Annotated in this window: 22 protein-coding genes; 6 read left to right on the forward strand and 16 right to left on the reverse strand. The window is 72.8% G+C overall.

Features of this window, described 5'->3' with window-relative positions:
* Positions 1-605: 605 nt before the first annotated feature.
* From tyrS to argC, 9 genes are all read right to left on the reverse strand, one after another.
* Positions 606-1,874, reverse strand: a complete 1,269-nt coding sequence (gene tyrS / locus ACT3TZ_RS09920; RefSeq protein WP_444583252.1) for a tyrosine--tRNA ligase — start codon at positions 1,872-1,874, stop codon at positions 606-608.
* A 145-nt stretch (positions 1,875-2,019) separates the two neighbouring features.
* A complete protein-coding gene (gene argH, locus ACT3TZ_RS09925; protein ID WP_444583253.1) occupies positions 2,020-3,480 on the reverse strand; it encodes an argininosuccinate lyase in 1,461 nt (486 codons plus the stop codon).
* The gene (locus ACT3TZ_RS09930) at positions 3,477-4,712 is read right to left on the reverse strand and encodes an argininosuccinate synthase (RefSeq protein WP_444583254.1); all 1,236 of its coding nucleotides are present in this window, start codon (positions 4,710-4,712) and stop codon (positions 3,477-3,479) included. Before ACT3TZ_RS09930 ends, argH begins: the two co-directional genes overlap by 4 nt.
* 76 nt (positions 4,713-4,788) lie before the next feature.
* On the reverse strand, positions 4,789-5,307 hold the full coding sequence (locus tag ACT3TZ_RS09935) for an arginine repressor (RefSeq protein ID WP_444583255.1): 519 nt from the start codon (positions 5,305-5,307) through the stop codon (positions 4,789-4,791).
* Complete coding sequence (argF, locus tag ACT3TZ_RS09940) at positions 5,304-6,287, reverse strand: ornithine carbamoyltransferase (RefSeq protein WP_444583256.1); 984 nt, start codon at positions 6,285-6,287, stop codon at positions 5,304-5,306. The genes ACT3TZ_RS09935 and argF overlap by 4 nt, the downstream gene beginning before the upstream one ends.
* Position 6,288: 1 nt before the next feature.
* Positions 6,289-7,548 (reverse strand): acetylornithine transaminase, encoded by a 1,260-nt coding sequence (locus tag ACT3TZ_RS09945; RefSeq protein ID WP_444583257.1) that lies wholly within the window; start codon positions 7,546-7,548, stop codon positions 6,289-6,291.
* The gene (gene argB, locus ACT3TZ_RS09950) at positions 7,541-8,494 is read right to left on the reverse strand and encodes an acetylglutamate kinase (protein ID WP_444583258.1); all 954 of its coding nucleotides are present in this window, start codon (positions 8,492-8,494) and stop codon (positions 7,541-7,543) included. Before argB ends, ACT3TZ_RS09945 begins: the two co-directional genes overlap by 8 nt.
* Positions 8,491-9,660 carry a bifunctional glutamate N-acetyltransferase/amino-acid acetyltransferase ArgJ gene (argJ, locus tag ACT3TZ_RS09955; RefSeq protein WP_444583259.1) on the reverse strand — a complete coding sequence of 390 codons (1,170 nt, stop codon included), beginning with the start codon at positions 9,658-9,660 and terminating at the stop codon, positions 8,491-8,493. The genes argB and argJ overlap by 4 nt, the downstream gene beginning before the upstream one ends.
* A gap of 52 nt (positions 9,661-9,712) precedes the next feature.
* Positions 9,713-10,789, reverse strand: a complete 1,077-nt coding sequence (gene argC / locus ACT3TZ_RS09960; protein WP_444583260.1) for an N-acetyl-gamma-glutamyl-phosphate reductase — start codon at positions 10,787-10,789, stop codon at positions 9,713-9,715.
* A gap of 93 nt (positions 10,790-10,882) precedes the next feature.
* On the opposite strand from argC, the gene ACT3TZ_RS09965 reads away from it, so the two are divergent.
* The 3 genes from ACT3TZ_RS09965 to ACT3TZ_RS09975 are packed head-to-tail and all read left to right on the forward strand — an operon-like array spanning position 10,883 to position 14,050.
* Positions 10,883-11,434, forward strand: a complete 552-nt coding sequence (locus ACT3TZ_RS09965; RefSeq protein WP_444583261.1) for a PadR family transcriptional regulator — start codon at positions 10,883-10,885, stop codon at positions 11,432-11,434.
* Entirely contained in the window at positions 11,431-12,153 is a 723-nt protein-coding gene (locus ACT3TZ_RS09970) for an ABC transporter ATP-binding protein (protein ID WP_444583262.1), read from the forward strand. Before ACT3TZ_RS09965 ends, ACT3TZ_RS09970 begins: the two co-directional genes overlap by 4 nt.
* The gene (locus ACT3TZ_RS09975) at positions 12,146-14,050 is read left to right on the forward strand and encodes an FtsX-like permease family protein (protein ID WP_444583263.1); all 1,905 of its coding nucleotides are present in this window, start codon (positions 12,146-12,148) and stop codon (positions 14,048-14,050) included. The genes ACT3TZ_RS09970 and ACT3TZ_RS09975 overlap by 8 nt, the downstream gene beginning before the upstream one ends.
* A 146-nt stretch (positions 14,051-14,196) precedes the next feature.
* On the opposite strand, the gene pheT is transcribed toward ACT3TZ_RS09975, so the two are convergent.
* Both pheT and pheS read right to left on the reverse strand, forming a co-directional pair.
* A complete protein-coding gene (gene pheT / locus ACT3TZ_RS09980; RefSeq protein WP_444583264.1) occupies positions 14,197-16,797 on the reverse strand; it encodes a phenylalanine--tRNA ligase subunit beta in 2,601 nt (866 codons plus the stop codon).
* Between the two features lies 1 nt (position 16,798).
* Positions 16,799-17,920 (reverse strand): phenylalanine--tRNA ligase subunit alpha, encoded by a 1,122-nt coding sequence (gene pheS / locus ACT3TZ_RS09985; RefSeq protein ID WP_444583265.1) that lies wholly within the window; start codon positions 17,918-17,920, stop codon positions 16,799-16,801.
* Positions 17,921-18,115: 195 nt separating this feature from the next.
* On the opposite strand from pheS, the gene ACT3TZ_RS09990 reads away from it, so the two are divergent.
* Both ACT3TZ_RS09990 and ACT3TZ_RS09995 read left to right on the forward strand, forming a co-directional pair.
* Entirely contained in the window at positions 18,116-19,213 is a 1,098-nt protein-coding gene (locus ACT3TZ_RS09990; protein ID WP_444583266.1) for an S-(hydroxymethyl)mycothiol dehydrogenase, read from the forward strand.
* A complete protein-coding gene (locus ACT3TZ_RS09995) occupies positions 19,210-19,899 on the forward strand; it encodes an MBL fold metallo-hydrolase (protein ID WP_444583267.1) in 690 nt (229 codons plus the stop codon). Before ACT3TZ_RS09990 ends, ACT3TZ_RS09995 begins: the two co-directional genes overlap by 4 nt.
* 49 nt (positions 19,900-19,948) lie before the next feature.
* Here the strand turns inward: ACT3TZ_RS09995 and ACT3TZ_RS10000 are convergent, their stop codons facing one another.
* Genes ACT3TZ_RS10000 through infC form a run of 5 tightly spaced genes read right to left on the reverse strand, consistent with a single transcriptional unit; the run spans position 19,949 to position 24,167 of the window.
* Positions 19,949-22,000: a cytochrome c oxidase assembly protein gene (locus ACT3TZ_RS10000; RefSeq protein WP_444583268.1), complete on the reverse strand. Its 2,052-nt coding sequence runs from the start codon at positions 21,998-22,000 to the stop codon at positions 19,949-19,951.
* Entirely contained in the window at positions 21,997-22,863 is an 867-nt protein-coding gene (locus ACT3TZ_RS10005) for a TrmH family RNA methyltransferase (RefSeq protein ID WP_444583269.1), read from the reverse strand. Before ACT3TZ_RS10005 ends, ACT3TZ_RS10000 begins: the two co-directional genes overlap by 4 nt.
* A gap of 19 nt (positions 22,864-22,882) precedes the next feature.
* The gene (gene rplT / locus ACT3TZ_RS10010; RefSeq protein WP_444583270.1) at positions 22,883-23,263 is read right to left on the reverse strand and encodes a 50S ribosomal protein L20; all 381 of its coding nucleotides are present in this window, start codon (positions 23,261-23,263) and stop codon (positions 22,883-22,885) included.
* 57 nt (positions 23,264-23,320) lie between these two features.
* Positions 23,321-23,515, reverse strand: a complete 195-nt coding sequence (gene rpmI, locus ACT3TZ_RS10015) for a 50S ribosomal protein L35 (protein WP_444583271.1) — start codon at positions 23,513-23,515, stop codon at positions 23,321-23,323.
* A gap of 40 nt (positions 23,516-23,555) precedes the next feature.
* The gene (gene infC / locus ACT3TZ_RS10020; RefSeq protein WP_444583272.1) at positions 23,556-24,167 is read right to left on the reverse strand and encodes a translation initiation factor IF-3; all 612 of its coding nucleotides are present in this window, start codon (positions 24,165-24,167) and stop codon (positions 23,556-23,558) included.
* A gap of 533 nt (positions 24,168-24,700) precedes the next feature.
* Between infC and ACT3TZ_RS10025 the strand changes: the two genes are divergently transcribed.
* Positions 24,701-25,663, forward strand: coding sequence for a DUF4352 domain-containing protein (locus tag ACT3TZ_RS10025; protein ID WP_444583273.1), 963 nt, complete (start codon positions 24,701-24,703; stop codon positions 25,661-25,663).
* The last annotated feature ends 24 nt before the right edge of the window (positions 25,664-25,687 follow it).

Below are 25,687 nucleotides of genomic sequence, written 5' to 3' on the forward strand. Positions count from 1 at the left end.
GACCCGTGTGGGCCCGTCCTTCCGCTTTCTCGAACCCCGGTCCGGTCCGTTCCGCTCTCGCGTCCTGGGCCCTTCCGTTGTCCGCCTCACCGGCTGACAAGAGAAGACATTACGAGGCCGCGGGGTGAGCGTCAAACCGTCGCAACCCGGCCCTGATGGCGTCTTTTCGCAGAATCGACGCAGGTCAGAGGTCTTCGTCCGTCGCGCTTCACCTTGTGTTCACCAGCGTGTGACCTGCATCTGAGGCCCGCTTCACAGAGCCTCCCTGCGCTCCTGCAGCCGGCCTCCGGGCGCTGGAGCACGCCCGGTTCGAGGCACGGGCTGAGGCGTCACGAGGTGTGTCCACGACCCCGGCCGCCAGCTCGATTCCGGCTGTGCGCCGCGCGCGACGGGCGCGAAGCTCGGATCGGCATGCGCCACGAGCGTGGGTTCCCCCGAGGCACGTCCGGAGGACGTGCCCTGCCCGCATCGCGGACCGGGACGGCCGATGGGGCCGCCGTCCGGAGCGGACGACGGCCCCATCGGGGTCGGAAGGTGCAGGTGCGGAGCACGGATGTGCCCCGACCCGTGCGCGGTCAGGATCCTGACCGCGCGCGGTCGAGGGATCAGCCGCGCACCGTCACCATGGCGGCGGTCTTGCGCCCGCGGCGCAGCAGGAGGAACCCACCGGGCAGGGCCGCATGCGCCGAGAGCTCGGATTCGAGGGCCTCGGGATCGACCTTGTCGCCGTTGACGCTGAGCCCGCCCTCGGTCGCGGCCCGGCGGGCCGCCCCCTTGGAGGTGACGATCCCGCTCGCGACGAAGGCGTCCACGAGGCTCGCCGTGCCGGCCTGCTCCGACCCGGGCAGCTCGCGGGCGATCGCCCGGACGGTCTGCTCGTCGAGGCTCCGCACGTCCCCGCGTCCGAACAGCACCGCCGCGGCGGCGGTGGCCTGCTCCGTCGCCTGCGCCCCGTGGACCAGCGTGGTGAGGTCATCGGCCAGTGCCCTCTGGGCCGCACGCCGCCCCGGCTCCTCCTCGGTCAGGCGATCGAGCTCGGCGATGTCCTCGGCGTCCCGGAACGTGAAGAACCGCAGGTACTTGACCACGTCCGCATCGCTCGCGTTCAGCCAGAACTGGTGGAAGGCGTACGGGGAGGTCTGCTCCGGGTCGAGCCAGACCGCACCGCCCTCGCTCTTGCCGAACTTCTGGCCGTCGGCCTTGGTCACGAGCGGCGTCGTCAGGGCGTGGACGTCCACGCCGTCGACCTTGCGCACGAGGTCCACCCCGGAGATGAGGTTGCCCCACTGGTCGTTGCCCCCGTACTGCAGGGTCACGCCGTGGCGGCGTCGCAGCTCGAGGTAGTCGATGCCCTGGAGGATCTGGTAGCTGAACTCGGTGTAGCTGATCCCCTCGTCGCTCGCCAGACGGCGCGCGACGGTCTCCTTGGCGAGCATCGTGCCCATCCGGTAGCTCTTGCCGATGTCCCGGAGCAGCTCGAGAGCGCTGAGCCTGCCGATCCAGTCGAGGTTGTTGACCATGCGGACGCCGAACTCGCCGTCGAGGTCCACGAGCCGGGAGATCTGGTCGCGGAGGTTGCCGACCCACTGCTCGACGACGTTCTCGTCGTGCAGCACCCGCTCCCCCGTCATCCGGGGATCACCGATCAGGCCCGTGGCGCCGCCGACGAGCGCGACGGGTCGGTGCCCGGCGAGCTGGAAGCGCCGCATCGTCAGCACCTGCGTCAGATGGCCGACGTGCAGGGACGAGGCGGTCGGATCGAAGCCGCAATACAGGCTCACAGGTCCATCCGCGAGAGCCGTTCCGAGCGCGTCGCGCCCGGTGGTCTGCACGACGAGGCCTCGGGATTCGAGGTCGTCCAGGATGGTCTGCATGCCGTCTGGTCCTCTCGGTGGTGCTGCGGTGTGGACGTCCATCGGGGACGTCGGGGGCGAGCGGAGGGCCCGGCCCCGTCACAGTGTGACAGGACCGGGCCCGTCGTTCCTCAGAGTTTCAGGGCAGGAGCCCCGGACGACGGTCTCAGGAGGCCGGGCCGCCGCCCGTGGCCTCGGCGGTGAAGGCGCGCAGCTCGGCGCTGCGGCGCGCGACCTCCTGCTCCTGCTCGGCGACCCGCACCCCGGCGGTACCGCCCTTCCCGTCGCGCGAGGCGATCGAGCCCTCGACGGTCAGGACCTCCCGCACCGAGGGATCCAGGTGCTCGGAGATCTCGGCGAGCTCGGCATCCGTGAGGTCCCAGAGCTCCTTGTCCTGGGACTCGGCCACGCGCACGCAGGCCCCGGAGATCTCGTGGGCGTCCCGGAACGGGACCCCCTCGCGCACCAGGTGGTCGGCGATGTCGGTGGCCAGCGAGTACCCCTGGGGGGCGAGCTCGGCCATCCGGTCCGTGTGGAAGGTCAGGGTCGCGACCATGCCTGTGAACGCCGGCAGCACCAGCATGAGCTGGTCGACCTGGTCGAAGACGGGCTCCTTGTCCTCCTGCAGGTCGCGGTTGTACGCGAGCGGCAGCGCCTTCAGGGTGCTCAGCAGACCCACCAGGTCACCGATCACGCGACCGGCCTTGCCGCGCGCGAGCTCGGCGATGTCGGGGTTCTTCTTCTGCGGCATGATCGAGGAGCCGGTGGAGTACGCATCGTCCAAGGTGATGAACGAGAACTCCTTGGTGTTCCAGGTGATGATCTCCTCCGCGAAGCGCGAGAGGTCGATCGCCGTCATGGCCAGCACGAAGGCGAACTCCGCGGCGACGTCCCGCGAGGCGGTGCCGTCGATCGAGTTCCAGACGCTGCCGGAGAAGCCGAGCTCGGCGGCGACGGCCTCCGGGTCCAGCCCGAGAGAGGACCCGGCCAGCGCCCCCGAGCCGTACGGGCTCACCGCGGCACGACGGTCGAGGTCCCGCAGGCGCTCGACGTCCCGCAGCAGCGGCCATGCGTGCGCCAGCAGATGGTGGGACAGCAGCACCGGCTGGGCGTGCTGGAGGTGGGTGCGCCCCGGCATCGGCGCGCCGTGGACCTCGACGGCCCGGGCCTGCAGCACGTCGACGAGGTCGAGCACCGCCGACCCGACCCGGCGCGCCTGGTCGCGCACGAACAGTCGGATCAGCGTCGCGATCTGGTCGTTGCGAGACCTCCCGGCGCGCAGCTTCCCGCCGACGGCGGTGCCCGCCCGGTCGATGAGACCGCGCTCGAGCGCCGTGTGCACGTCCTCGTCGTCCGGCGCCGGCACGAAGACGCCCGAGGCGACGTCGGCGGCGAGCCGGTCCAGCGCCTCCTGCATCGCCGCGAGCTCCGCGTCGTCCAGGAGACCCGCCGCGTGCAGCACGTTCGCGTGGGCGTGGGAGCCGCGCACGTCGTACGGCGCCAGGCGCCAGTCGAAGTGCGTGGAGACCGAGAGGTCCGCGAGGGCGGCGGCGGGCCCGGACCCGAAGCGCCCGCCCCACAGGGCCAGGTGCTCGGGTGCAGGGGTGCCGCCGTCTGCTGCGGTCACGCCTGCTCGTCCGGGACGGTGAGGTCCGCGCCGTTGCCGAAGGCCACGTCGCGGGCCGCGGCCTGCTTGGCGGCCAGGCCGTAGATCTCGATGAAGCCGCGGGCCTGCGACTGGTCGAAGGCATCGCCCTCGTCGTAGGTCGCCAGCGAGAAGTCGTACAGGCTCGTGTCGCTGCGCCGACCCGTGACGGTCGCGCGGCCGCCGTGCAGCGTCATCCGGATGTCGCCGGAGACGTAGCGCTGGGTCTCGTCGATGAAGGCGTCGAGGGAGCGCTTGAGGGGGCTGAACCACTGGCCGTCGTAGACCAGCTCGGTCCAGCGGTCGGAGACCTGGCGCTTGAAGCGGCCCTGCTCGCGCTCGAGGGTGACCCGCTCGAGCTCCTGGTGGGCGGCGATGAGCGCCATCGCGCCCGGTGCCTCGTAGACCTCGCGGGACTTGATGCCCACGAGGCGGTCCTCGACGATGTCGATGCGGCCGATGCCCTGGGCGCCGGCGCGGCGGTTCAGCTCCTGGATGGCCTGCAGCGGGGTCACGGGGCGCCCGTCGATGCGGACCGGCACGCCCTGCTCGAAGGAGATGACGACCTCGTCGGCGACCGGCGGGAAGGCCGGGTCGTCGGTGTAGTTGTAGACGTCCTTGGTCGGCTCGTTCCAGATGTCCTCGAGGAAGCCGGTCTCGATGGCGCGGCCCCACACGTTCTGGTCGATCGAGAACGGGTTGTGCTTGGTGGTGACGATGGGGAGATTCTTGCGCTCGGCGTACTCGATGGCACGATCGCGGGTCAGCGCGAGGTCGCGCACGGGGGCGATGCACTTGAGCTCGGGGGCGAGCGAGGTGATCGAGACCTCGAAGCGCACCTGGTCGTTGCCCTTGCCGGTGCAGCCGTGGGCCACCGTCGTGGCGCCGTGCTTCTTGGCGGCGCGCACGAGGTGCTTGGTGATCACGGGGCGCGAGATCGCCGAGACGACGGGGTAGGCGTCCATGTACAGGGCGTTGGCCTTGAGCGCCGGCATGCAGTACTCCTCGGCGAACTCGTCGCGGGCGTCGGCGACGTAGGCCTCGACGGCGCCGCAGTCCAGCGCGCGCTGGCGGACCACCTCGAGGTCCTCCCCGCCCTGGCCCACGTCCACCGCGCAGGCGATGACGTCGGCGCCGGTGGCGTCGTGGATCCAGCCGATGGCCACGGAGGTGTCGAGGCCGCCGGAGTAGGCGAGGACGATGCGTTCGGTCACGAGGTGGTGCTCCTTGGATGCGTGCGGACGGCGGGGGTGCAGCGAGCGCTGCGGTGGTGCTGCGGGACGGCGGGGGTCAGGGCGGGGTCGCGAGGTCGAGCAGGCGGGCGGCCAGCTCCTCGCCCCCGTCGACGTCCCGGGTGATGAGCATGATGGTGTCGTCGCCGGCGATGGTGCCGAGCACTCCGGGGAGGATCGAGCGGTCCACCGCCGAGGCGAGGAACTGCGCGGCCCCGGGAGGGGTGCGCACCACCACGAGGTTACCGCTCGGCTCGGCGGAGACGAGGAGCTCCTCGCACAGCCGCCGCAGCTGCGAGGACAGCTGCTCGGTGACGGGGATCCCGCGGGGGGTGCGGGTGTCGGGACCCTCGGGCGGCACCTGGTAGACGAGCGCCCCGGAGGAACCGCGGACCTTTTCGGCGCGCAGCTCGACGAGGTCCCGGGACAGGGTGCCCTGGGTGGTCGCGATGCCCTCGTCGGCGAGGACCTCGGCGAGCTGGCCCTGGGAGCCGATCTCGCGGTGCGTGAGCACCTCGACGATCCGTCGCTGGCGGGAGGTCTTGGTGGGCGGCAGACGCAGCGGCGAGGTGCTCATCGGCCCGCGCCGATCGGCAGCGCGTGCGCCGCTGTCTGGTCGTCGGGGTGCTCGAGCAGCCAGGTGAGCAGGGCCTTCTGGGCGTGGAGGCGGTTCTCCGCCTCGTCCCACACCACCGAACGGGGGCCGTCGATGACCGAGGCCTCGACCTCCTTGCCGCGGTAGGCGGGCAGGCAGTGCAGGAAGATCCCGCCGGAGTGGGCCATGAGCTCCTCGGTGACGCCGTACGTGGCGAAGGTGCTCTCGTCGCGGCCGGACTCGCCCTCCTGTCCCATCGAGACCCAGGTGTCGGTGATGACGGCCGAGGCGTCCAGGACCGCGGCGACGGGGTCGTCGGTGATCGTCACGGCGCCGCCGGTGACGGCGGCGATCTCCTCGGCGCGCCGCACGACGGCGGGATCCGGGGCGTGGTCGCCCGGGCTCGCGATGCGCACGTCCATGCCGGCGGTGACGCCGCCCAGCAGATAGGAGTGGGCCATGTTGTTGGCGCCGTCGCCGAGGTAGGCGAGGGAGCGCCCGCCCAGCGCCGCATCGCTGTCGGCCAGACCGCCGGTGTGCTGGGCGATGGTCACGAGGTCCGCGAGGATCTGGCACGGGTGGTACTCGTCGGTCAGCGCGTTGACGACGGGGACGGACGCGTACCGTGCCATCTCCTCGATGCGCTCCTGGCCGAAGGTGCGCCACACGATCGCGGAGACCTGGCGGGTGAGCACCCGGGCGGTGTCGGCCACGGACTCCCCGCGGCCCAGCTGGCTGCCGGCCGCGTCGATGACCAGCGGGTTCCCGCCGAGCTCCGCGACGCCGGTGGCGAAGGAGACCCGGGTGCGGGTCGAGGCCTTGTCGAAGAGGATCGCGACGGTCCGGGGTCCGGCCAGGGGCCGCTTGGCGAAGCGCTCCGCGGCGAGCGCCAGCGCGAGCTCGAGGACCTCCTTCTGCTCGGCGGGTGCGAGGTCGTCGTCCTTGAGGAAGTGGCGGGGCATGTCAGGAGCCTTCCGGGATCTGGTCGAGCAGGCCGGGCAGGGCGGCGACGAAGGTCGACAGCTGCTCGGCGGTGACGATGAGCGGGGGTGCCAGGCGGATCGTCGTGGGGTTCGGGGCGTTGACGATGAACCCGGCGTCCAGCGCCGCCGCGGCGACCTGGGCGGCGATCGGTGCTGTGAGGATGATGCCCCGCAGGAGCCCGGCGCCGCGGACGCCCGCGATGCGCGGGTCGTGCAGCGCCGCGACCTCTCGCACGAGGTGCTCCCCCATCTCCAGGGCGTGGCGGTCGAGGCCCTCCTCGCGGATGGTGCCGAGCACGGCGAGGGAGACGGCCGCCCCCAGCGGGTTGCCGCCGAAGGTGGTGCCGTGCTGCCCGGCGGTCAGCAGCGCCCGCACCTCGGGGCCGAAGACGACGAGGGCTCCGATCGGGAAGCCGCCGCCGAGGCCCTTGGCGAGGGTCATCGCATCGGGCACGACGCCCGGGACCGCCTGGTGGGCGAACCACTGGCCCGCACGGGCGATCCCGGACTGCACCTCGTCGAGGATCAGCAGGGTGCCGGTCTCCCGGGTGAGGTGGCGCAGCGCCTGCAGGTACTTCGGGGACAGCGGGAGGACCCCCGCCTCGCCCTGGATGGGCTCGGCGAACACGGCGGCGACGTCCCCGGGCGCGAGCGCCGCGGCGAGCGCCTCCTCGTCACCGGCGGGCAGGAACTCCACCCCGCCGGGCAGCGGCGCGAAGGGAGCCCGGTAGGCCTCCTTCGAGGTCAGCGCGAGCGCGCCCATGGTGCGGCCGTGGAAGGAGTTCTCCAGCGCGATGATGCGCGGGCGCCCGGTGCGGCGGGCCAGCTTGAAGGCCGCCTCGTTGGCCTCGGTGCCGGAGTTGGCGAAGAACACCCCGGAGCCCGCCGGGGCGAGCGCGAGGTCCAGGAGGGTCTCGGCGAGCTCGACCTGGGGGGCGGAGGCGAAGAAGTTGGAGACGTGGCCGAGGGTCTCGGCCTGCTTGCCCAGCGCCGCGACGAAGGCGGGGTGGGCATGACCGAGCGCGTTGACGGCGATCCCGCCCAGGAGGTCGAGGTAGCGGCGGCCCTGGTCGTCCCAGACGTAGGCGCCCTCGCCGCGCACCAGCACCCGCTGCGGGGTGCCGAAGACGGGGATCATCACCTCGGCATAGCGGGCGGCGAGGTCGCCGCCGTCATGCCCGCGGTGCTGCTCCGTGTGCTGATCCGAGGCCGGATCGGTGTGCGTGCTCTGCTCAGACATAGTCGTCCCTCGACACCATCGTGCCCACGCCCTGGGTGGTGAAGACCTCGAGCAGGGCGGCGTGCTCGATCCTTCCGTCGGTCATGGCGGCCGTGCGCACCCCGGAGTCGACCGCCTCCAGCAGCGCCTCGGCCTTGGGGATCATCCCGGCGCTGAGACCCGGCAGCATGGCGCGCAGCTCGCTGGCGCGGATCTCGGGGATCAGCGAGGAGCGGTCCGGCCAGTCGCGGTACAGGCCCTCGACGTCGGTGAGGACGACGAGCTTCTCGGCGTCCAGGCCCACGGCGAGGGCGCCGGCGGCGGTGTCGGCGTTGATGTTCAGGACCTGTCCGGTGGGCACGCCCTCGGCGTCCACCTCCGGCGCGATCGAGGAGACGACGGGGATGCGGCCGGCGGCCAGGACGTCCTGGATCGCGCCGGTGTCCACGTCGACGATCTCGCCGACGTTGCCGAGGTCCACGACCTCGCCGTCGATCTCCACCCTGCGCCGCCGCCCGGTGAACAGGCGGGCGTCCTCGCCGGACATGCCCACCGCGTAGGGGCCGTGCTGGTTGATCAGGCCCACCAGCTCGCGGCCGACCTGACCCACGAGCACCATGCGGACCACGTCCATCGTCTCCTCGGTGGTGACGCGCAGGCCGCCGCGGAACTCGGACTCGACGCCCAGGCGCGAGAGCATCGAAGAGATCTGCGGACCGCCCCCGTGGACCACGACGGGGTGCAGCCCGGCATGGCGCATGAACACCATGTCGGCGGCGAAGGCGCGCTTGAGATCGTCGTCGACCATGGCGTTGCCGCCGTATTTGACGACGACGATGGCGCCGCGGAAGCGCTGCATCCAGGGGAGGGCCTCGATGAGCACCTCGGACTTCCGCCGCGCGGACTCGCGGGCTTCGTCGAGCTGGTCGAGGGGGTTCTTCGACGGTGCGGTGCCTGCAGGGGTCATGAGCTGTACGCGCTGTTCTCTTCGACGTAGGCGTGCGTGAGGTCGTTGGTCCAGATGTCGCCGGTGGCCGTGCCCGCGGCGAGGTCCACCTCGACGAGGGTCTCGCGGGGGGTCATGTCCACGAGTTCGCGCGGCTCTCCCACCTCTCCGGCGCGGCACACCTGGACGCCGTTGACCCGCACGGACAGCTGCGCGGGATCGTAGGGGGCGACGCTCTCGGGCACGCAGCCGGCGGCGGCGACGATCCGACCCCAGTTCGGGTCGTTGCCGGCGATCGCGGTCTTGACGAGGTTCGAGCGGGAGATCTCCCGGGCCACGGCGAGCGCGGCGACCTCGGTGGTGGCGGACGTGACGACGACGTGGACGTCGTGGCTCGCGCCCTCGGCATCGGCCACGAGCGCGCGGGCCAGCACGCCGGAGACCTCGCGGACCCCGTCGGCCAGCTCCTCGAGGGAGACCTCGATGCCGCTGGCGCCGGAGGCCAGCAGGATCACCGTGTCGTTGGTGGACATGCAGGCATCGGAGTCGACGCGGTCGAAGGTGACGGCGGTCGCGGCGCGCAGGGCGGCATCGGCCGTGGTGGCGTCGACCACGGCGTCGGTGGTCAGCACCACGAGCATCGTCGCGAGCTGGGGGGCGAGCATGCCGGCGCCCTTGGCGATCCCGCCGACCACGGCGCCCGAGGCCGTGGTGGTGCTCGCGGTCTTGGCGACGGTGTCGGTGGTCATGATCGCGTGCGCGGCCGCCTCGCCGGAGGCGGCATCGGCGCCGAGGACCGCGGCGGCGGCATCGGTGCCGGCGAGCAGGGTGTCCATCGGCAGGCGCACGCCGATCAGCCCGGTCGAGCACACGAGGACGTCCTGGGCGGAGGCCTCGAGCAGCGCGGCGACGTGCTCGGCGGTGCGGTGGCTGTCGGCGAAGCCCTCGGGACCGGTGCAGGCGTTGGCGCCGCCGGAGTTCAGGACGACGGCGGTGGCGCGGCCGTCGGCGACGGCCTGGCGGCTCCACTGCACGGGGGCCGCCTGGACGCGGTTGCCGGTGAAGACGGCGGCGGCCACGTCGAGGGGTCCGTCGTTGACGACGAGGGCGACATCGGGGGCACCGGTGGACTTCAGGCCGGCGGGGACGCCGGCGGCCCGGAAGCCCTGCGGGGTGGTGACGGACATGGGACCTGCTCTCGGACGGTGGGACGGCGACGGGGTGGGATCTGACGAGAGGTCAGGGGGCCAGCGCGGTGCGCGTGAGCCCCGTGGCCTCCGGGAGGCCCAGCGCGAGGTTCAGCGACTGGACGGCGGCGCCCGCCGTGCCCTTGACCAGGTTGTCGAGGGCGGCGATGACGGTGGCCTGGCCGCTGCGTCGGTCCACGGTCGCGCCGATGCGGACCGTGTTCGCCCCGACGACCTCGCGCGTGTCGGGGAAGACCCCGGGCGGCAGGACCCGCACGAAGTGCTCGGCGCCCCAGTCCCCCTCGAGCGCTCCGAGGAGGTCCTCGGTGCGCACGCCGTCGCCGACGGGCGCGGTGAGGACGGCGAGGATGCCGCGGCTCATCGGCACCAGCACCGGCGTGAAGGTGAGGCGGGTGCCCTCGGGGCCGCCCGCGCGGCGCAGGTTCTGGAGGATCTCGGGGATGTGCCGGTGGGTGCCGCCGACGCCGTAGGGCGTCGCGCCGCCCGCGGCCTCGGTGTACAGCAGGTTCTGCTTGGGCGCGCGACCGGCCCCGGAGTAGCCGACGGGCAGCACCGCGGACAGGGCCGTGTGGTCCAGGAGCCCGGCGCGGACCAGCGGTGCCGCGGCGAAGGTCACCGCGGTCGCGTTGCAGCCGGGCACCGCGATGCGACGGGTCCGGCGCAGGAGGTCCCGCTGGTGGGAGCCGTCGGCCAGCGGGAGCTCGGGCAGGCCGTAGGTCCAGGTCCCGGAGTGCTCGCCCGCGTAGTAGTCGTGCCAGTCCTGGGTGCTCTCGAGCCGGTGGTCGGCCCCCAGGTCCAGGACCAGGGTCGAGGGATCGGCGGCGTGCAGGGCCGCGGCGATCTCACCGGAGGTGCCGTGCGGCAGGGCGAGGACCACGATGTCGTGGCCCGTGAGCACGTCGACGGTGGTCTCCTGCAGCACGAGGTCGTGGCCCAGGTCGAGGTGGCGCGCGACCTCCGAGAGACGCTTGCCGGCGCTCGTGTTCGCGGTGACGGTCACGACCTCGACGCCGGGGTGCTCGGCCAGGAGGCGGAGGGTCTCGCCCCCGGCGTAGCCGGAGGCGCCGACGACGGCGGCGCGGAGGCGCGGGGTCTGGGAGGTGGTCACGGGATGATCGTACATGGATATGCACGAGTGCGCATATCGAAGGATCTGTGGCGACTATACACTTGGCGTATACCTCGTGTGCATAGTCGCGCCATGACCACCTCACAGGCCCTCCTGGGACTCCTCGGACGCGCTCCGGCCTACGGCTACACGCTCAAGCGCGACTACGACCAGGCGCTCTCCCCCGACCGACCGCTCGCCTACGGCCAGGTGTACTCGGCGCTGTCCCGCTTCGAGCGCCGCGGCTGGGCCGAGCTCCTCACGGTCGAGAGCGGCGAGGGCCCCGAGCGCAAGCTCTACCGGATCACCCCCGAGGGCGTCCAGGAGGTGGAGGACTGGATCGCGACGCCGCAGGAGGCCGGGGGGATGACCACCTCGACCCTCTTCGCGCGCATCTCGATCGCGCTGCTGACCGGGCACGATGCCGCCGCCCTGCGGGACGGGCAGCGCCACAGCCACCTGCGGCGGATGCGCGAGCTCACCGCCCGGCGCCGCGAGGCCGATGCGCGGGAGCTGCTCGCCCTGGACTTCGAGCTGGCCCACATGGACGCGGACCTGCGGTGGATCGAGGACGCCGGCCCCCGGCTCGGAGCGCTCCGGGAGCGCCTGGCTGCCGCCCTGTCCGCCGCTGGGGAGGGACGATGACGACCCCGGCGAGCTCGGCGACCGTCGCCGAGGACCGCGCGACGGGCCAGGCTCCTGTGATCGCGCTCGATCGGGTGCGCGTGTCCTTCGGTGCCACGCGCGCGCTCGACGACGTGTCGCTGCGCGTCGAGCCCGGGGAGCGGGTGGCGGTGATGGGCCCCTCCGGGTGCGGGAAGTCCACGCTCCTGCACACGATGGCCGGGGTGCTGACCCCGGAGTCGGGCACCGTGCGCTTCGGAGGCCAGGACCTCGCGGGTCTCAGCGGGCGCGCGCGGTCGCGTCTGCGGCTCGGGGAGATCGGGATGGTCTTCCAGTTCGGGGATCTCATCGGGGAGCTGACCCTGCGGGAGAACGTGGAGCTGCCCCTGCGTCTCCTGCGGTGCCCCCGGGACGAGCGGGAGACTCGCGTCGATGCGCTCCTGGAGCGCCTCGGGATCCGGGAGGTCGCGGGGCGGCGGGCCGCCGAGGTGTCCGGCGGGCAGGCGCAGCGTGCGGCGGTCGCCCGAGCCCTGGTCACGGAGCCGGCGCTGCTGCTGGCCGATGAACCTACGGGCGCCCTGGACTCCGTCTCCTCGGACCTGGTGATGGAGCTGCTCACGGAGGCCGCCGGCGATCTCGGGGCCACGCTCGTCGTCGTCACCCACGAGAACGGCGTGGCCGCCTACCTCGACCGCCTGGTGACGCTGCGCGACGGCACGGTGGTGACCTCCGATGCGTGAGGCGGTGGCGCTGGGGTGGCGGCTGTGCACACGGGCGAGCGGGCACGGACGGATCCGCTCGGCGATCATGCTGCTGGTGGCATCGACGGGGACGCTCGCCGTGCTCGCGATCGCCGCCGCGGTGCGGCGGATGGACGCCGCCTTCGATCCCGTGACGGGACCGGAGCGGCCCGTCACTGCCATCCTGCTCAGCGGATTCCTCGTGCTCGCCGTCGTCCTGCCGGTCGTGGCGATCGCGCTGTCGAGCGGTCGGATGTCGGCCGCGACCCGGCGCGAGCGGGCCGCGCGACTGCGGCTGCTGGGCGTGTCGGGTCGGGACGTCGCCGCGGCCTCCGCGGCGGAGTCGGCGCCCTGGGCTCTGGGAGGCTGGGGGATCGGGCTGGCCCTCGCGGCCGTCGTGTCATCTGTGGTCCCCGTCGCCCTGCTGACCGGATCCGCGCTTCTCATCAGCGCCGCGGTGCCGGCGTCGATCATCGCGGGCGCGTGCACGGTGAGGTCGGCTCGCCGGTCCTCGCCGACCGCGACGGCCCGGGGTCCCGTCGACGCGCCAGTCCGGCTGCTCTGGGTGGCCCCGCTGGTCATGGGGCTGCTCGCCCTGGGGGGCTCGATGCTCGCCGCACATGACGGCGCGTCGATCCGGACGGTGCTCGTGCTGTTCCTGGGAGGCATCGTGCTGGCCGCCGTGGGCACCGTCGTGCTGCCGGCCGTGACCGTCCGCGTCATCGCGCGGACCCTCCTGCGGGGTGGGCCCGCGAGCGCGCTCATCGCCGCACGCCGTCTGCAGAGCCGCCCTGCCGCGATGGCCCGCGTGTTCGCCGCGCTGCTCATCGGCCTCATGGTCACGGCATCGGCGCAGGGACTCGTCGTCGCGTTCGCGAACGTGCCGCAGCACCGGGCGGTCGAGCATCAGCGCACCGTCCAGGCGCGTTCGGACGTGTACGTGCCCGAGGGGTGGGACGATGCCCGGTTCCGGGACCGGGTCGGTGAGATCGAGGGCGTGAAAGTCATCGCCATGTGGCAGAGCGCCACGGTCGACGTCGGCTCCCTCCCCACGCTCCGTGACACCTATGGCGAGGGACTCCCCGTGGTGGTCGCCGAGTGCGCGGACCTGGCCATCCTCCAGCCGGGGGTCCAGGGGTGCAGCGACGCGCACGCCGCGTGGATCGCCTCGCCGCTCGACGCCGAGGAGAAGCCTCCGATCGGCCCACTCCCGATCCGTCCGGCCGGGGAGGGGAACCCGGACACCGTCGCCACGGTCGACGTCCAGCCCGGCGCGCTGCGCATCGCGCCCTCGGACACCCCATGGGAGAACAAGGCCGAGGGCGCGCTCTTCGTGCCACGCGGGCTCCTCACGACGGAGCAGGCCGCAACGCTCGAGGGCGGCCGCGCCACGATCCTGGCCACACCCCGTCTGGGGCTGGACCAGGAGATGATCGCCCACGGGATCGCGCTGAACAGCGGCTGGGACCTCGAGGAGTATCGCCGGATCGACCAGCTGCTCGACAGCATCCGCCTGCTCAGCATCGCGGTGCTGGGGATCGGGATGGGAGGGTTCCTCCTGCTCCTGATCGACCGAGCCCTGGAGCGGCGGTCCGAGGTGGCCCGCCTGCAGCTGGCCGGGGTGCTGCACCGCACGATCCTGCTCGCGCACGTGCTAGAGGTCCTGGTGCCGCTCGCGATCGGCTGTGCGGCCGCGCTGGGGGTGGGGTTCGCGATCGCGCAGAGCTACGTGGGCATCGGGAACGCGACCGCCTCCGCCGATGACGTGGTGGGGATCCCGGTGGACGCGCTCCTCGTCCCAGGGGTCGCGTCCGTCCTCGGCGCGCTCGTGGTCACGGCGATCTCGGGCCTCGGCCTGGGCAGTCGGGTGCGGGCCCGGGATCTCCGGAGGGTGTGAGCGGAGGGGTCCTGCGCAGGGGCGGACGCCGCGCGGGACGGGAGCGGAACCGCGCGGCGTCGGCGCAGCAGTGGCGGGGGCTCGGGCGCAGGTCGGCCCCGTCCCAGGAGGAACGGGGCCGACGAGGGACCGTGCAGCGAGCGGGCTCAGGCCCGCAGGGTGCCGCCCGTCGCCGTGCCGACCGCCGCGACGGCGCGCTGCCGGGCGGCGGTGATCTGCTCGGCGGTCAGCGTGCCCTCCGCCGACCGCAGACGCACGGCGTAGGCGAGGGAGCGGTGCCCCTGGCCGACCTGCTCGCCGGTGTACACGTCGAAGAGGTGCACCGATTCGAGGTCGTCGCCGATGCCCGCGACGATCGCCGCCTCGACGGCGGCCGAGGGCACGGAGTCCTCGACCACGAACGCCAGGTCCTCCTTGGCGAGCGGGAAGGTCACGACGGGCTCGGCCGGGATCACCGGGGGTGCGGCGGCGACGAGGGCGTCGATGTCGACCTCGAGGGCGCTGGTACGCGGGGGCAGCGCGAGGTCCACGACGACACGCGGGTGCAGCTCGCCGGCATGGCCCACCAGGAGACGGTCGCCGTCGGACGTGGTCGCCCACAGCGCCGCCGCGCGTCCGGGGTGGAACGGAGCGCTCACCTCGGCGATCACCTCGATCTCGGCGCCGACGGCCGTCGCCACGCGACGGGCCAGGTCGATCGCGTCGGACCAGCCCCAGGTCTCGGCGGTGCCCCACCAGGAATCGGTGCCCTGGGCGCCGCCCACGACCGCGGCGATCCGCCGGGTCTGGACGGGCAGGGCGGCATCGATCGCGGCCAGCTGCTCGGGATCCGGCAGCGACGCGGCGGACGGGATCGGCACGGAGGGCCGTCCCGGACGGGCGAGGACGGACGTCCCGAGCTCGAAGACCGCCACCGACTCCTGACCGCGGCCGAGGTTGCGGCGCGCGACCGGCAGCAGCGACTGCAGCAGGGCCGTGCGCAGCAGCGGGGCGTCGTCGGCCAGGGGGTTGCGCAGCCGCACGGCCGCGCGGCGCGGGTCGTCCTCGGCGTAGCGGTGCTCGTCGAAGACGCCGGCGGGCACGAACGGGCTCGAGATGACCTCGACGAGGCCGGCCTCGGCGAGCGCGGTCAGCGCTGCGCGACGCCCACGCTGGGCGCGGGTCAGGCCGTGTCCTCCCGGGGCGCGGGGCACCAGGGACGGGATCTTCTCGTAGCCGACCAGACGCGCGATCTCCTCGATGAGGTCCTCGCGGGTCAGGAGATCGGGGCGCCAGCTCGGCGGCTCGACCAGGAGTGCGTCGTCGCCGTCCGTGGAGACTAAGGCACCCACCTCGGTGAGGCTGTCGATGACCTGAGCGCGCGTGTAGGGGATGCCCACGAGGAGCTCCGCGTCCCGGACACCGAGGCGGATGGCGCGAGCCGTGCCGGGGGCGTCCTCGAGGCGTGCATCCGTGGCGACCGTGTCGATCGTGCCGCCGCCGTGCTCGACGATCAGCTGGGCTGCGCGCAGCACGGCGATGCCGGGCAGGGCCGGGTCGACCCCGCGCTCGAAGCGTCGCGAGGCCTCCGAGGGCAGACGGTGTCGTCGGGCCGAGCGGGCGATGGTGACCGGGTCGAAGGTGGCGGCCTCCAGGACGATGTCGGTGGTGTTCGCCGACACCTCGGTCGAGGCGCCCCCCATGACGCCGGCGATCCCGATGGGTCGGCTCCCGGCCTGGTCGGTGATGAGCAGATCCTCGACGTCCAGCGTGCGGACGGCGTCATCGAGGGTCTCGAGCGTCTCGCCGGTGCCTGCTCGGCGCACGACGATCGGCCCGGTCAGGAGCGCGGCGTCGTAGGCGTGCAGCGGCTGGCCGAGGTCGAGCATCACGTAGTTGGTGACGTCCACGACGAGCGAGATGGGACGCATGCCGGCCAGGATCAGGCGCTGCTGCAGCCAGCGCGGCGACGGTGCCTGCGGGTCGATCCCGTGCACGCCGAGCGCCACGAAGCGCGAGCTCCCGGGCCGGCCGCGCAACGGGGCGTCGTCGGCGAGCTCGACGGCCACGGCTCCCTCCCCCGCGGTGACCTCCTCGCGGTCGGCGGGATCGGTGAAGGGCTGCCCGGTGGCGTGGGAGTACTCGCGGGCGACGCCGCGCATCGAGAAGGCGTAGCCGCGGTCCGGGGTCACGTTGATCTCGACGACCTCCTCCCCCAGGCCCAGCAGGGAGATCGCATCGTCGCCGGGTTCGGCGGTGAGGCCCTCCGCGGTGCCCTTGCCGAGCACGATGATGCCGTGCTCCTCGTCGGCGGTGCCCTCGCCGAGGCCCAGCTCGGCGGTCGAGCAGATCATGCCGTCGCTGGTGTGGCCGTAGGTCTTCCGGGCGGCGATGGGGAACGGCCCGGGCAGGACCGTTCCCGGCAGCGCCACGACCACGAGGTCCCCGGCCACGAAGTTGTGGGCCCCGCAGATGATGCCACGGCTCGGACGCTCCGGCCCGGGCTGCGGGTCCTTGGGGTCGTCCGCCTCGACGTCGTGCGCGGGGCCGACGTCGACGCGGCACCAGTTGATGGTCTTGCCGTTCTTCTGCGGCTCCTTGACGAGGTCCAGCACGCGGCCGACGACGAGGGGGCCCGTCACCTGGGCACCGAAGATCGCCTCCTCCTCGAGCCCGACGGACACGAGCGCGGCGGCGACCGCCTCGGCGTCGGCCCCGTCGGCCAGGGGGGTGTGCTCGCCGATCCAGCTCAGCGGAATGCGCGGCATCTCAGATCTCCGTCCCGTAGTGCTGGGAGAAGCGGACGTCGCCCTCCACGATGTCGTGCATGTCGGCCACGCCGTTGCGCAGCATGAGGATCCGTTCGATGCCCAGACCGAAGGCGAATCCCTGGTACTCCTCGGGGTCGACGCCGCAGGCGCGCAGCACGGCGGGGTTGACCATGCCGCAGCCGCCCATCTCGATCCAGCCGGTGCCGCCGCAGACGCGGCACGCCGGATCCGCGTCGTGGTCCAGGCCCAGGCGGGCGTCGCACGCGAAGCAGCGGAAGTCCATCTCGGCGCTGGGCTCGGTGAAGGGGAAGTAGCTGGGGCGCAGGCGCGTGATGGGGTCACCGCCGAACAGCGAGCGCGCGATCTCGTCGAGGGTCCCCACGAGGTGGGCCATGGTCAGCCCCTTGTCGATGGCGATGCCCTCGATCTGGTGGAAGACCGGGGTGTGGGTCGCGTCGAGCTCGTCGGTGCGGTAGACGGTGCCCGGGCAGGCGATGTACAGCGGCACGCCGCGCTCGATGAGGGCGCGCGCCTGCACCGGGGAGGTGTGCGTGCGCAGCACCTGGCCGCTCGCCTCGCCGCCCTCGGCATCGGCCACGTAGAACGTGTCCTGCATCTGGCGCGCGGGGTGGTCGGCGTCGAAGTTCAGGGCGTCGAAGTTGAACCACTCGGCCTCGACCTCGGGGCCCTCGGCGATCTCCCACCCCAGGCCCACGAACACGTCCGAGATGCGATCGGTGAGCGTGCTCAGCGGGTGCCGGGCACCGCGCGGGCGGCGATCGGTGGGCAGCGTGACGTCGACGGTCTCCTCGGCGAGCGCCCGCTCCTCCTCCTGGGTGGCGAGCACCTCCTGGCGGGCGGAGACGGCCTGGAAAACGCGGCCCTTGGCCTGACCGACGAGCTTGCCGACGGCGGCCCGACGGTCCTTGGGCAGCGACTTGATCGCGGCGTTCGCGCGCGAGATCACGGAGGTGTCGCCGGTGTGGGCGATCCGGACCTGCTTGAGCTCGGCGGTGGACGTCGCCTCGGCGATCGCGGCGAGGGCGACGTCGACGGCGTGCGTGACGGTCTCCTCGCTGATCTCCGGCGGTGCGGCGTTCTCGGGGGGTGTCTCGGACACGGGTATCGCTTTCGTCCCGGGGGCAGGCGTGGGGGTCCGCCGCGGTGCGGCGGACGCGGATCATTCTAGGAGGGACGTCGATGCCCGCGTGGCCCGCCCCGACGAGGGCCCCGACCACGTCGCTGATGACATGGTCCGACGCTGGCCTGGGGTCGGTACGCTCGAACCCGCCCCCGACCTCAAGGAGCCACCTCCATGCCCACGACCGTCCGCGGCGTCATCGCCCGCGCCGAGTCCCAGCCCGCCGAGCTCGTCGACATCGTCATCCCCGACCCCGGCCCCCACGACGTGATCGTCGACGTGGAGGCCTGCGGGGTCTGCCACACCGACCTCGCCTACCGCGACGGCGGGATCACCGACGACTTCCCGTTCCTGCTGGGCCATGAGGCCGCGGGCCGGGTCTCGGTCGTCGGGTACGCCGTCACGCACGTCGCCGTCGGCGACTACGTGGTGCTGAACTGGCGCGCCGTGTGCGGGGAGTGCCGCGCCTGCCGCAAGGGCGTCCCGCAGTACTGCTTCGATACCCACAACGCCTCGCAGAAGATGACGCTCACCGATGGCACCGAGCTGACCCCCGCGCTCGGGATCGGCGCGTTCGCCGACAAGACCCTGGTCCACGAGAAGCAGTGCACGCGGGTCTCCGAGGAGGCGCCTCCCGAGGTCGCGGGCCTGCTGGGCTGCGGTGTGATGGCCGGCCTCGGCGCGGCCATCAACACCGGTCTGGTCCAGCGTGGCGAGTCGGTCGCGGTGCTCGGCCTGGGCGGCGTGGGCTGCGCCGCGGTCGCCGGTGCCCGCCTCGCCGGCGCCACGAGGATCATCGCCTGCGACATCGACGCCAAGAAGCTGCCCGCCGCGACGGACCTCGGGGCGACCGACGTCCTGGACACGAAGGGCCTGGAGCCCGAGCAGGTGGCCGAGAAGGTCCGCGAGCTCACCGGCGGCTTCGGCGCGGACGTCGTGATCGACGCCGTCGGGATCCCCCAGACGTACCGGGCGGCCTTCGAGGCCCGGGATCTCGCCGGGCGGGTGGTCCTCGTGGGCGTGCCGCGTCCCGGCGTGGACATCACCCTCCCGCTGCTCGACGTGTTCGGCCGCGGCGGAGCGCTGAAGTCCTCCTGGTACGGCGACTGCCTGCCCGAGCGCGACTTCCCCTACCTCGTGGACCTCTACCTCCAGGGCCGCCTGCCGCTGCAGCGGTTCGTGACCGGGACCGTGGGGCTCGACGGTGTCGAGGACGCCCTGTCGAGCCTCCACGAGGGCGAGACGCTGCGCACCGTGGCGGTGACCCGATGAGCGCGGGATACGACCGCACACCGGATCCCGAGGACACCGGGCTGCCGGAGCTCCCCGCACCGCGCGGGACGGTGCGGGTGGACCACGCGACCACGACCGGCACGTTCTCCCTCGACGGGGAGACCCACGAGGTGGAGAACAACGTGTGGGTGCTCGGGGACGACGCGACCTGCGTCGTGTTCGACGCGCCGCACGACGTCGCCACGGTGGAGCGGCTGGTCGCAGGCCGCGAGTGCCTCGCGATCCTGCTGACCCACGCCCACGACGACCACGTGCGCTTCGCCCCGGAGCTGTCGGCCGCGCTCGAGGCACCGATCCTGCTGAGCCCGGAGGACCGTGAGGTCTGGTCGCTGACGCACGGGGACCTGGAGTGGGACGGCGACGTCGCCGACGGCGACGAGTTCGTCGTCGCGGGGACCGAGATCCTCGCGATCGCCACGCCCGGGCACTCCCCCGGTTCGACCTGCTATCTCGTGCCGGACCTCGGCGTCCTCTTCAGCGGCGACACCCTGTTCGAGGGCGGGCCCGGCGCGACGGGCCGGTCGTTCAGCTCGCGGGAGACCATCGAGGACTCGATCCGCGAGCGGCTGTTCACCCTGGCGCCCGAGACCGTGGTCCACACGGGCCACGGCCCGGACACGACGATCGGCGCGGAGCGGGAGCGCGCTCGGGGCGACTGGCTCTGAGATCCCGGACCTCCGGGCCTCGCGAGAGCGGGGTCCGGAGGCCTCGCGGTCAGTCGGTCCGGGGCCGATCCCCGTCGTCCTTCGTCGGTCCCTGGTCCCCGCGCAGCGAGCGCAGGTACGCGTTGTACGCGGTGAGGTCCGCGTCCCCGTCGCGGGCCGCCTTGCGGTCGTACTGCCGCGCGAGGCGGTCGTCGCTGCGGGTCCACATCACCGCCAGGATGATCGCGTAGAAGAGCGTGGGGATCTCCGAGACGCCCCACATGATCGAGCCGCCACGGCGCTGGATCAGCTCGAGCTGCTCGGGTCCGTACATGCCCAGCTGCTCGAACCATCCGGCTCCGAGGATCCAGGTCGCGCTGACCACTGCCACGCCGAAGAAGGCGTGGAAGGACAGGGTGATGAGCAGCATGACGAGCTTGAGCGCGGGGTTCAGAGGCTTCGGTGCGGGATCCACACCGATCAGCACCCACGCGAACAGATAGCCCGCGAGCAGGAAGTGGACGGTCATCAGGACGTGCCCGGCATGCTCGCGCATCGCGAGCTCGAACAGCGGCGTGAAGTAGAAGACCACGAGGGAGCCCGCGAAGATCGCGCCGGCGACCGGTGGGAAGGACACGATCCGGCTGTACCGCGAATGCAGGGCCGCGAGCACCCATTCGCGGATGCCCCGGGAGCCGTCGGTGCGGGGCGCGAGCGCCCGGGACATCAGCGTCACCGGGGCGCCGAGCACCCACAGCGGCGGCACGATCATCATGAGCGCCATGTGCTGGACCATGTGGGCGTCGAAGCGGAACCGGCCCCAGGCGGCGGCGCCGCCGCTGGTGACCCACCACAGGGCCACGCAGCCCAGCACGAAGGGGATCGTCCGGGCGAGCGACCAGCGGTCCCCGCGTCGGGTCAGCCGCACGACGCCGGCGAGGTAGAGACCCGCGAAGGCGGCAGCGATCGCCGTCGCGATCCAGTCGGGCTCGAACTGGGTGAACAGCGTCGCGAGGCCGAAGGGACGCGCCGGGGGCAGGTGCCCCACGAGCGCGAGGATCCGCAGCTCCCCCACGGCGGGCACGGTCTGCGGCACGGGTGGGGCGCTGCGGGACAGGCCGATCGACAGGCCCACGACCGCGGCCAGCAGCACCGCCTCCGTCAGCGCGAGGTGCCGGAACCGCAGCCGGTCGCCCAGGCGACGACGCTGCACGGCACCGAGCACGGCGATCGCGGTCAGCCCCACGGCCTTGAGCGCCACGAGGCGGCCGTAGGGCGTGGTGACGAGCTCGCCGATCCCGTCGAGCCGGATCGAGGCGTTGACCAGGCCGGAGATGGCGAGCGCCACGATGCCCGCGAGCGCCCACGGTGAGAACCGGCGGACGACGACGGGCATCGAGTCCCCGATCACCCGCGGGCAGCACAGCATGACCAGCAGGGGTCCGCCCCAGATCGCCATGCCGGCCAGGTGCAGGGCCATGGCGTTGACGGCGTTGGTGTGGTCGATGCTGGCGCCGGCATGGCCCGCGAAGCCCAGCAGGAGCACGCCGAACATGGCGGTGGCGAGTCCCCACGCCGCGAAAGTCGTCGAGCGCGCGACAAGGAGCAGGAGGGCGGCCAGGCCCGCGGCGATCGCGACGCCGAGCTGGATCCGCCCGAGCTCGGTCGACAGGGCGATCGCCAGCAGATCGGCGCCGGAGCCGGCACCTGCGGCCTCGTCGGCTCCGAGCAGCATGAGGGTCAGGCTCGCGCCCGCCCAGACCGCCGCGCAGACTCCCGCGAGGCGCGCGAGGCGGGCTCGGGGGCCGCGCAGCCGCGTGCCGTCCTCGCGCCGCGCGGGCGGCAGGAGGAGGACGACGATCCAGGCGGCGCCGATGGTCCCCAGCAGCGCTCCGTGGTGCAGGGCGCGCGCGATCGGGGTGCCCCAGGTGACCAGTGCGGAGGTCGGCACGAGGGTGTCGGGCGCGAGGGCGCCGGTGCTCAGCGTCGCGAGCAGCGCGACGACGGCGGCGAGCACGACGGCGGCGGCCACCAGGAGCGGACCGCGACGGCGCGGGGGCAGGCCCGGATCGGGCACGGGGGTCGACGCCTCCTCGGCGGTGCGGGAGCGGTCCAGCGTCACGGTGCGAGGTTCGCCGCGCGGCGGCGCATCGTCTCGAAGAGGCACACCGTCGCGGCGATCGCGACGTTGAGGGACTCGGCGCGTCCCGCGAGCGGGATCCGCAGCGTGAGGTCGGCGGCGCCGAGGGTCTCCGCGGAGACGCCGTGCGCCTCGTTGCCCAGGATCCAGGCCAGGCGTCCGGGAAGCTCGGCCGTATAGACGTCGGCGTCGGCGCGGCCGCTCGTGGCGGCCGTGCGGATCCCCGCGGCGGCCAGGGCGGTCAGCAGCTCCGGCAGGGGGGCGCCGGTGACGACGGGCAGGTGGAACAGGCTCCCGGCGCTGGAGCGCACGACCTTGGGGGCATACGGGTCCGCGCAGCCGGTCGACAGGATCACGAGGTCGGCGCCGGAGGCGTCCGCGGTGCGGATGACCGTGCCCACGTTCCCGGGGTCGCGGAGCTCGTCGAGCACGACCACCGTGACGGGAGCGTCCCGGGGCAGCTCCGCAAGGGCTGACTCCCAGGTCCGGGCATCCGGGACGGCGACTGCGAGGACGCCCTGGGGTGCGGGGAGCTCACCGGTCTCCTCGCCGCCGCGGACCATCGCCCGCAGGACGTCGTCCTGCACCACACGCGGGGCGATGCCTGCCGCGCGGGCGCGCTCGCCGAGCTCGGGGTGGGCGGCCACGGCACCCTCGGTCCAGAACAGCTCCCGCAGCTGGGCGGGGCGCTCGGAGAGCAGGGAGCGGACGGCCTGGGGCCCCTCCACCCGGAACGCTCCGGTGCGCCGACGTGCGGAACGCCCGGAGAGGGAGGCGATCCTCCGCACCCGGTCGGAACGGGGTGAGGTGATCGGCTCGGTCTCCGGGCGTTCTCCGCGCGTCATCGGCGAGGTGATGCGCAGGTCAGGCTGCGGGGGCGTTGACGTCCGCGGGGAGGGCGCCCTTGGCGACCTCGACGATCGCGGCGAAGGCCGGGGCGTCGTTCACGGCGAGCTCGGCCAGCATGCGACGGTCGACCCCGACGCCTGCCAGGGCCAGGCCCTGGATGAGGCGGTTGTAGGTGAGGCCGTTGGCGCGGGACGCGGCGTTGATCCGCTGGATCCAGAGACGACGGAAGTCGCCCTTGCGCGCCTTGCGGTCGCGGTAGTTGTACGTCGCGGAATGGAGCGTCTGCTCCTTGGCCTTGCGGTACAGACGCGAGCGCTGTCCCCGGTAGCCGCTGGCCTGCTCGAGGATCTCTCGACGCTTCTTATGGGCGTTGACCGCCCGCTTCACGCGTGCCACGTGATTCTCCTTCGATGGGTGATGTCGGGCGCAGGAGCACGGCTCCCGCAGGGCGGATCAGCGGCCGAGAAGGCGCTTGATCTTCTTGCTGTCGGCCTTGGACACCGTCGTGTCCGAGCCCAGGCGGCGCTTGCGCTTCGAGGACTTGTGCTCGAGCAGGTGGCGGGCGTTCACCTTCTCGCGCATGAGCTTGCCCGATCCGGTCACCCGGACGCGCTTCTTGGTGCCCGAGTGGGTCTTGTTCTTCGGCATCTGCCTTCTCCTTCGTGGATGTCCCGGTCCGACCGTCGGGTCAGGCCGGGGTGCTCTCGCCCGTGGGCTCGGCCGCGGGGGCGGTGGTGTCCGTGGGTGCGGTGGTGTCATCGGCCCGCTGCTCGGCCTTCTCGGCGTCGCTCTTGCGCTTGCGGGCCTCGGCACGCGCCTGGGCCTTCTTCTTGGTCGGCCCGAAGACCATGACCATGTTGCGGCCGTCCTGGCGCGGGTGGGACTCGACGAAGCCGTACTCGGCGACGTCCTCGGCCATGCGGCCCAGCAGCTTGATCCCCATCTCCGGACGCGACTGCTCGCGACCGCGGAAACGGATGATGACCTTCACCTTGTCGCCGCCCTGCAGGAACTTCTCGACGTTGCGACGCTTGGTCTCGTAGTCGTGGGTGTCGATCTTCAGGCCCATCCGGATCTCCTTCTGGACCGTGTTGATCTGGTTCTTCCGCGACTCGCGCGCCTTCATGTTGGCTTCGTACTTGTACTTGCCGTAATCCATGAGACGGCACACGGGCGGGTTGGCGCCCGGTGCGACCTCGACCAGATCGAGATCCGCCTCGGCGGCCAGCCGCAGGGCGTCCTCGACTCTCACGATGCCGACCTGCTCGCCGGCGGGGCCGACCAGAAGGACCTTGGGCACCCTGATCTGGCCGTTGATTCGCTGTTCGCTGATGGTGGCTCCTCACCTCTGTTGATACGACGCACACGCTGTCCCGCATCCGGACCGCACACGAAGAAGGCCCCCGCCGACGGCGGAGGCCCGGTGACGCAAGGCGTCGCACGGCGACGCGCGGTGCGCGTCGACCATACTGACCCGGTGACTCCGATCGCTCCGCCAAGGCGGGTGATCCGTCACGAGGTGGGAGAGGGCCTCCACTTGGACGAGATGATGCTTCGTGTCCATCGGCTCGGACAGGGACCGGGGTGCCCGGACTGCTCCGGGATCTCCTGGACCTCTGGCGAGGACCGCGGACGCGGCGGGAACGGCGTGAGACGTCGTGCTCCGGTCGTCTATCCTACCAGGCGGGAGCCGCTCGACAAGGTGCGGCCGCGTGACCTGCATCGCGAGCTGTCACGGGGTCGGGCCAACGGCGACGGGCGCTGCGCGTCCCCCCGCACGACAGGCACGACCGACCGGTCCGAGACACCCCACAGCCGTCCCGAGGAGTTGCCATGCGACCGAGCGACAGCCCTGACGCGCCCGACGGAGCCGGCGACCACGGCGGCGGCGGGCACCGGGAGGCCCCGAGGCCAGATCCCCGCGAGGCCGTTCGGCACGCGTCCGATCGACGGGAGACCGACGAGCTCGGGACCGACCCGTCGGGATCCGAGCATCCCGCGCAGGGTCACGACTACGGCTACGACTACGGGGCCGATCCGGATCCTCGCGCGACCGGAGACGGCGAGGGTCTCGGGAACGACGGACCCACCGGCGCGACGCCGACGTCGCCCCGCACGACCACGTCCCGGGACGCCCTCACCGCCTCCGCCGCGATCCGGCCGCTGCCCGCGGGGTTCGAGAGACCGGACGGCGAGGCCGATCCCCGCCGTCGGCGCGCCGATCGCCTCGCCGTGCCCGATCAGGGGCGGCGTCCGCGCGGGCTTCTCCTGGGTCTCGGCATCGGCGCCCTCGTGGTGGTCCTCGCCCTCGCCGGGGCCGGGATCTTCCTGGTGGCCCGGGTGCTGTCCCCGGGCGACGAGGCACCTGCGGCGTCCGGGACCGCAGCTCCCTCGGCGAGCGTCCCGTCGAGCTCCGTCGAGATCGCCGGCATCCGTGTCGGCGTCACGTCGATGGAGACGGCTCTGCCCGCCGTCGGGGACACCCGCACGCGCGTCACGCCCGAGTCCGGGGAGTTCATCGCGATCGTCCTGACCGTGGAGAACAGCTCGGACCGCGCGATCGCCTGGAATCGCTCGATGGATCTCGTGACGACCGATGGCGTCGCCCATCCTGCCGACGCCAAGGCCTCCGATGCCTACCTCAGCAGCAGCGAGAGCACCATGATCATCTCCCCCGGGAAGTCCGCGCAGGCGGTCCTCGTCTACGACGTGCCCATCGGATCGGTGCCCCAGGAGGGGCGGATCACCCTGCCCGTCTCCCACGGCGGCACCACCGGTACCCTGCCGCTCGGGTGATCCCACCCCGGCGCCCCGCACCGA

The sequence above is a fragment of the Brachybacterium sp. AOP25-B2-12 genome (genome assembly GCF_052378625.1).
In the GTDB taxonomy this organism is placed as follows: domain Bacteria; phylum Actinomycetota; class Actinomycetes; order Actinomycetales; family Dermabacteraceae; genus Brachybacterium.

What these genes read in the sequence shown, in the direction of transcription:
- tyrS (WP_444583252.1), bottom strand. Translation starts at nt 1,874, where the DNA reads ATGCAGACCATCCTGGACGACCTCGAATCCCGAGGCCTCGTCGTGCAG.
- ACT3TZ_RS09935 (WP_444583255.1), bottom strand. Translation starts at nt 5,307, where the DNA reads ATGAGCACCTCGCCGCTGCGTCTGCCGCCCACCAAGACCTCCCGCCAG.
- argF (WP_444583256.1), bottom strand. Translation starts at nt 6,287, where the DNA reads ATGCCCCGCCACTTCCTCAAGGACGACGACCTCGCACCCGCCGAGCAG.
- ACT3TZ_RS09945 (WP_444583257.1), bottom strand. Translation starts at nt 7,548, where the DNA reads ATGTCTGAGCAGAGCACGCACACCGATCCGGCCTCGGATCAGCACACG.
- argB (WP_444583258.1), bottom strand. Translation starts at nt 8,494, where the DNA reads ATGACCCCTGCAGGCACCGCACCGTCGAAGAACCCCCTCGACCAGCTC.
- argJ (WP_444583259.1), bottom strand. Translation starts at nt 9,660, where the DNA reads ATGTCCGTCACCACCCCGCAGGGCTTCCGGGCCGCCGGCGTCCCCGCC.
- ACT3TZ_RS09965 (WP_444583261.1), top strand. Translation starts at nt 10,883, where the DNA reads ATGACCACCTCACAGGCCCTCCTGGGACTCCTCGGACGCGCTCCGGCC.
- ACT3TZ_RS09970 (WP_444583262.1), top strand. Translation starts at nt 11,431, where the DNA reads ATGACGACCCCGGCGAGCTCGGCGACCGTCGCCGAGGACCGCGCGACG.
- ACT3TZ_RS09975 (WP_444583263.1), top strand. Translation starts at nt 12,146, where the DNA reads ATGCGTGAGGCGGTGGCGCTGGGGTGGCGGCTGTGCACACGGGCGAGC.
- pheT (WP_444583264.1), bottom strand. Translation starts at nt 16,797, where the DNA reads ATGCCGCGCATTCCGCTGAGCTGGATCGGCGAGCACACCCCCCTGGCC.
- ACT3TZ_RS09990 (WP_444583266.1), top strand. Translation starts at nt 18,116, where the DNA reads ATGCCCACGACCGTCCGCGGCGTCATCGCCCGCGCCGAGTCCCAGCCC.
- ACT3TZ_RS09995 (WP_444583267.1), top strand. Translation starts at nt 19,210, where the DNA reads ATGAGCGCGGGATACGACCGCACACCGGATCCCGAGGACACCGGGCTG.
- ACT3TZ_RS10005 (WP_444583269.1), bottom strand. Translation starts at nt 22,863, where the DNA reads ATGACGCGCGGAGAACGCCCGGAGACCGAGCCGATCACCTCACCCCGT.
- rpmI (WP_444583271.1), bottom strand. Translation starts at nt 23,515, where the DNA reads ATGCCGAAGAACAAGACCCACTCGGGCACCAAGAAGCGCGTCCGGGTG.
- ACT3TZ_RS10025 (WP_444583273.1), top strand. Translation starts at nt 24,701, where the DNA reads ATGCGACCGAGCGACAGCCCTGACGCGCCCGACGGAGCCGGCGACCAC.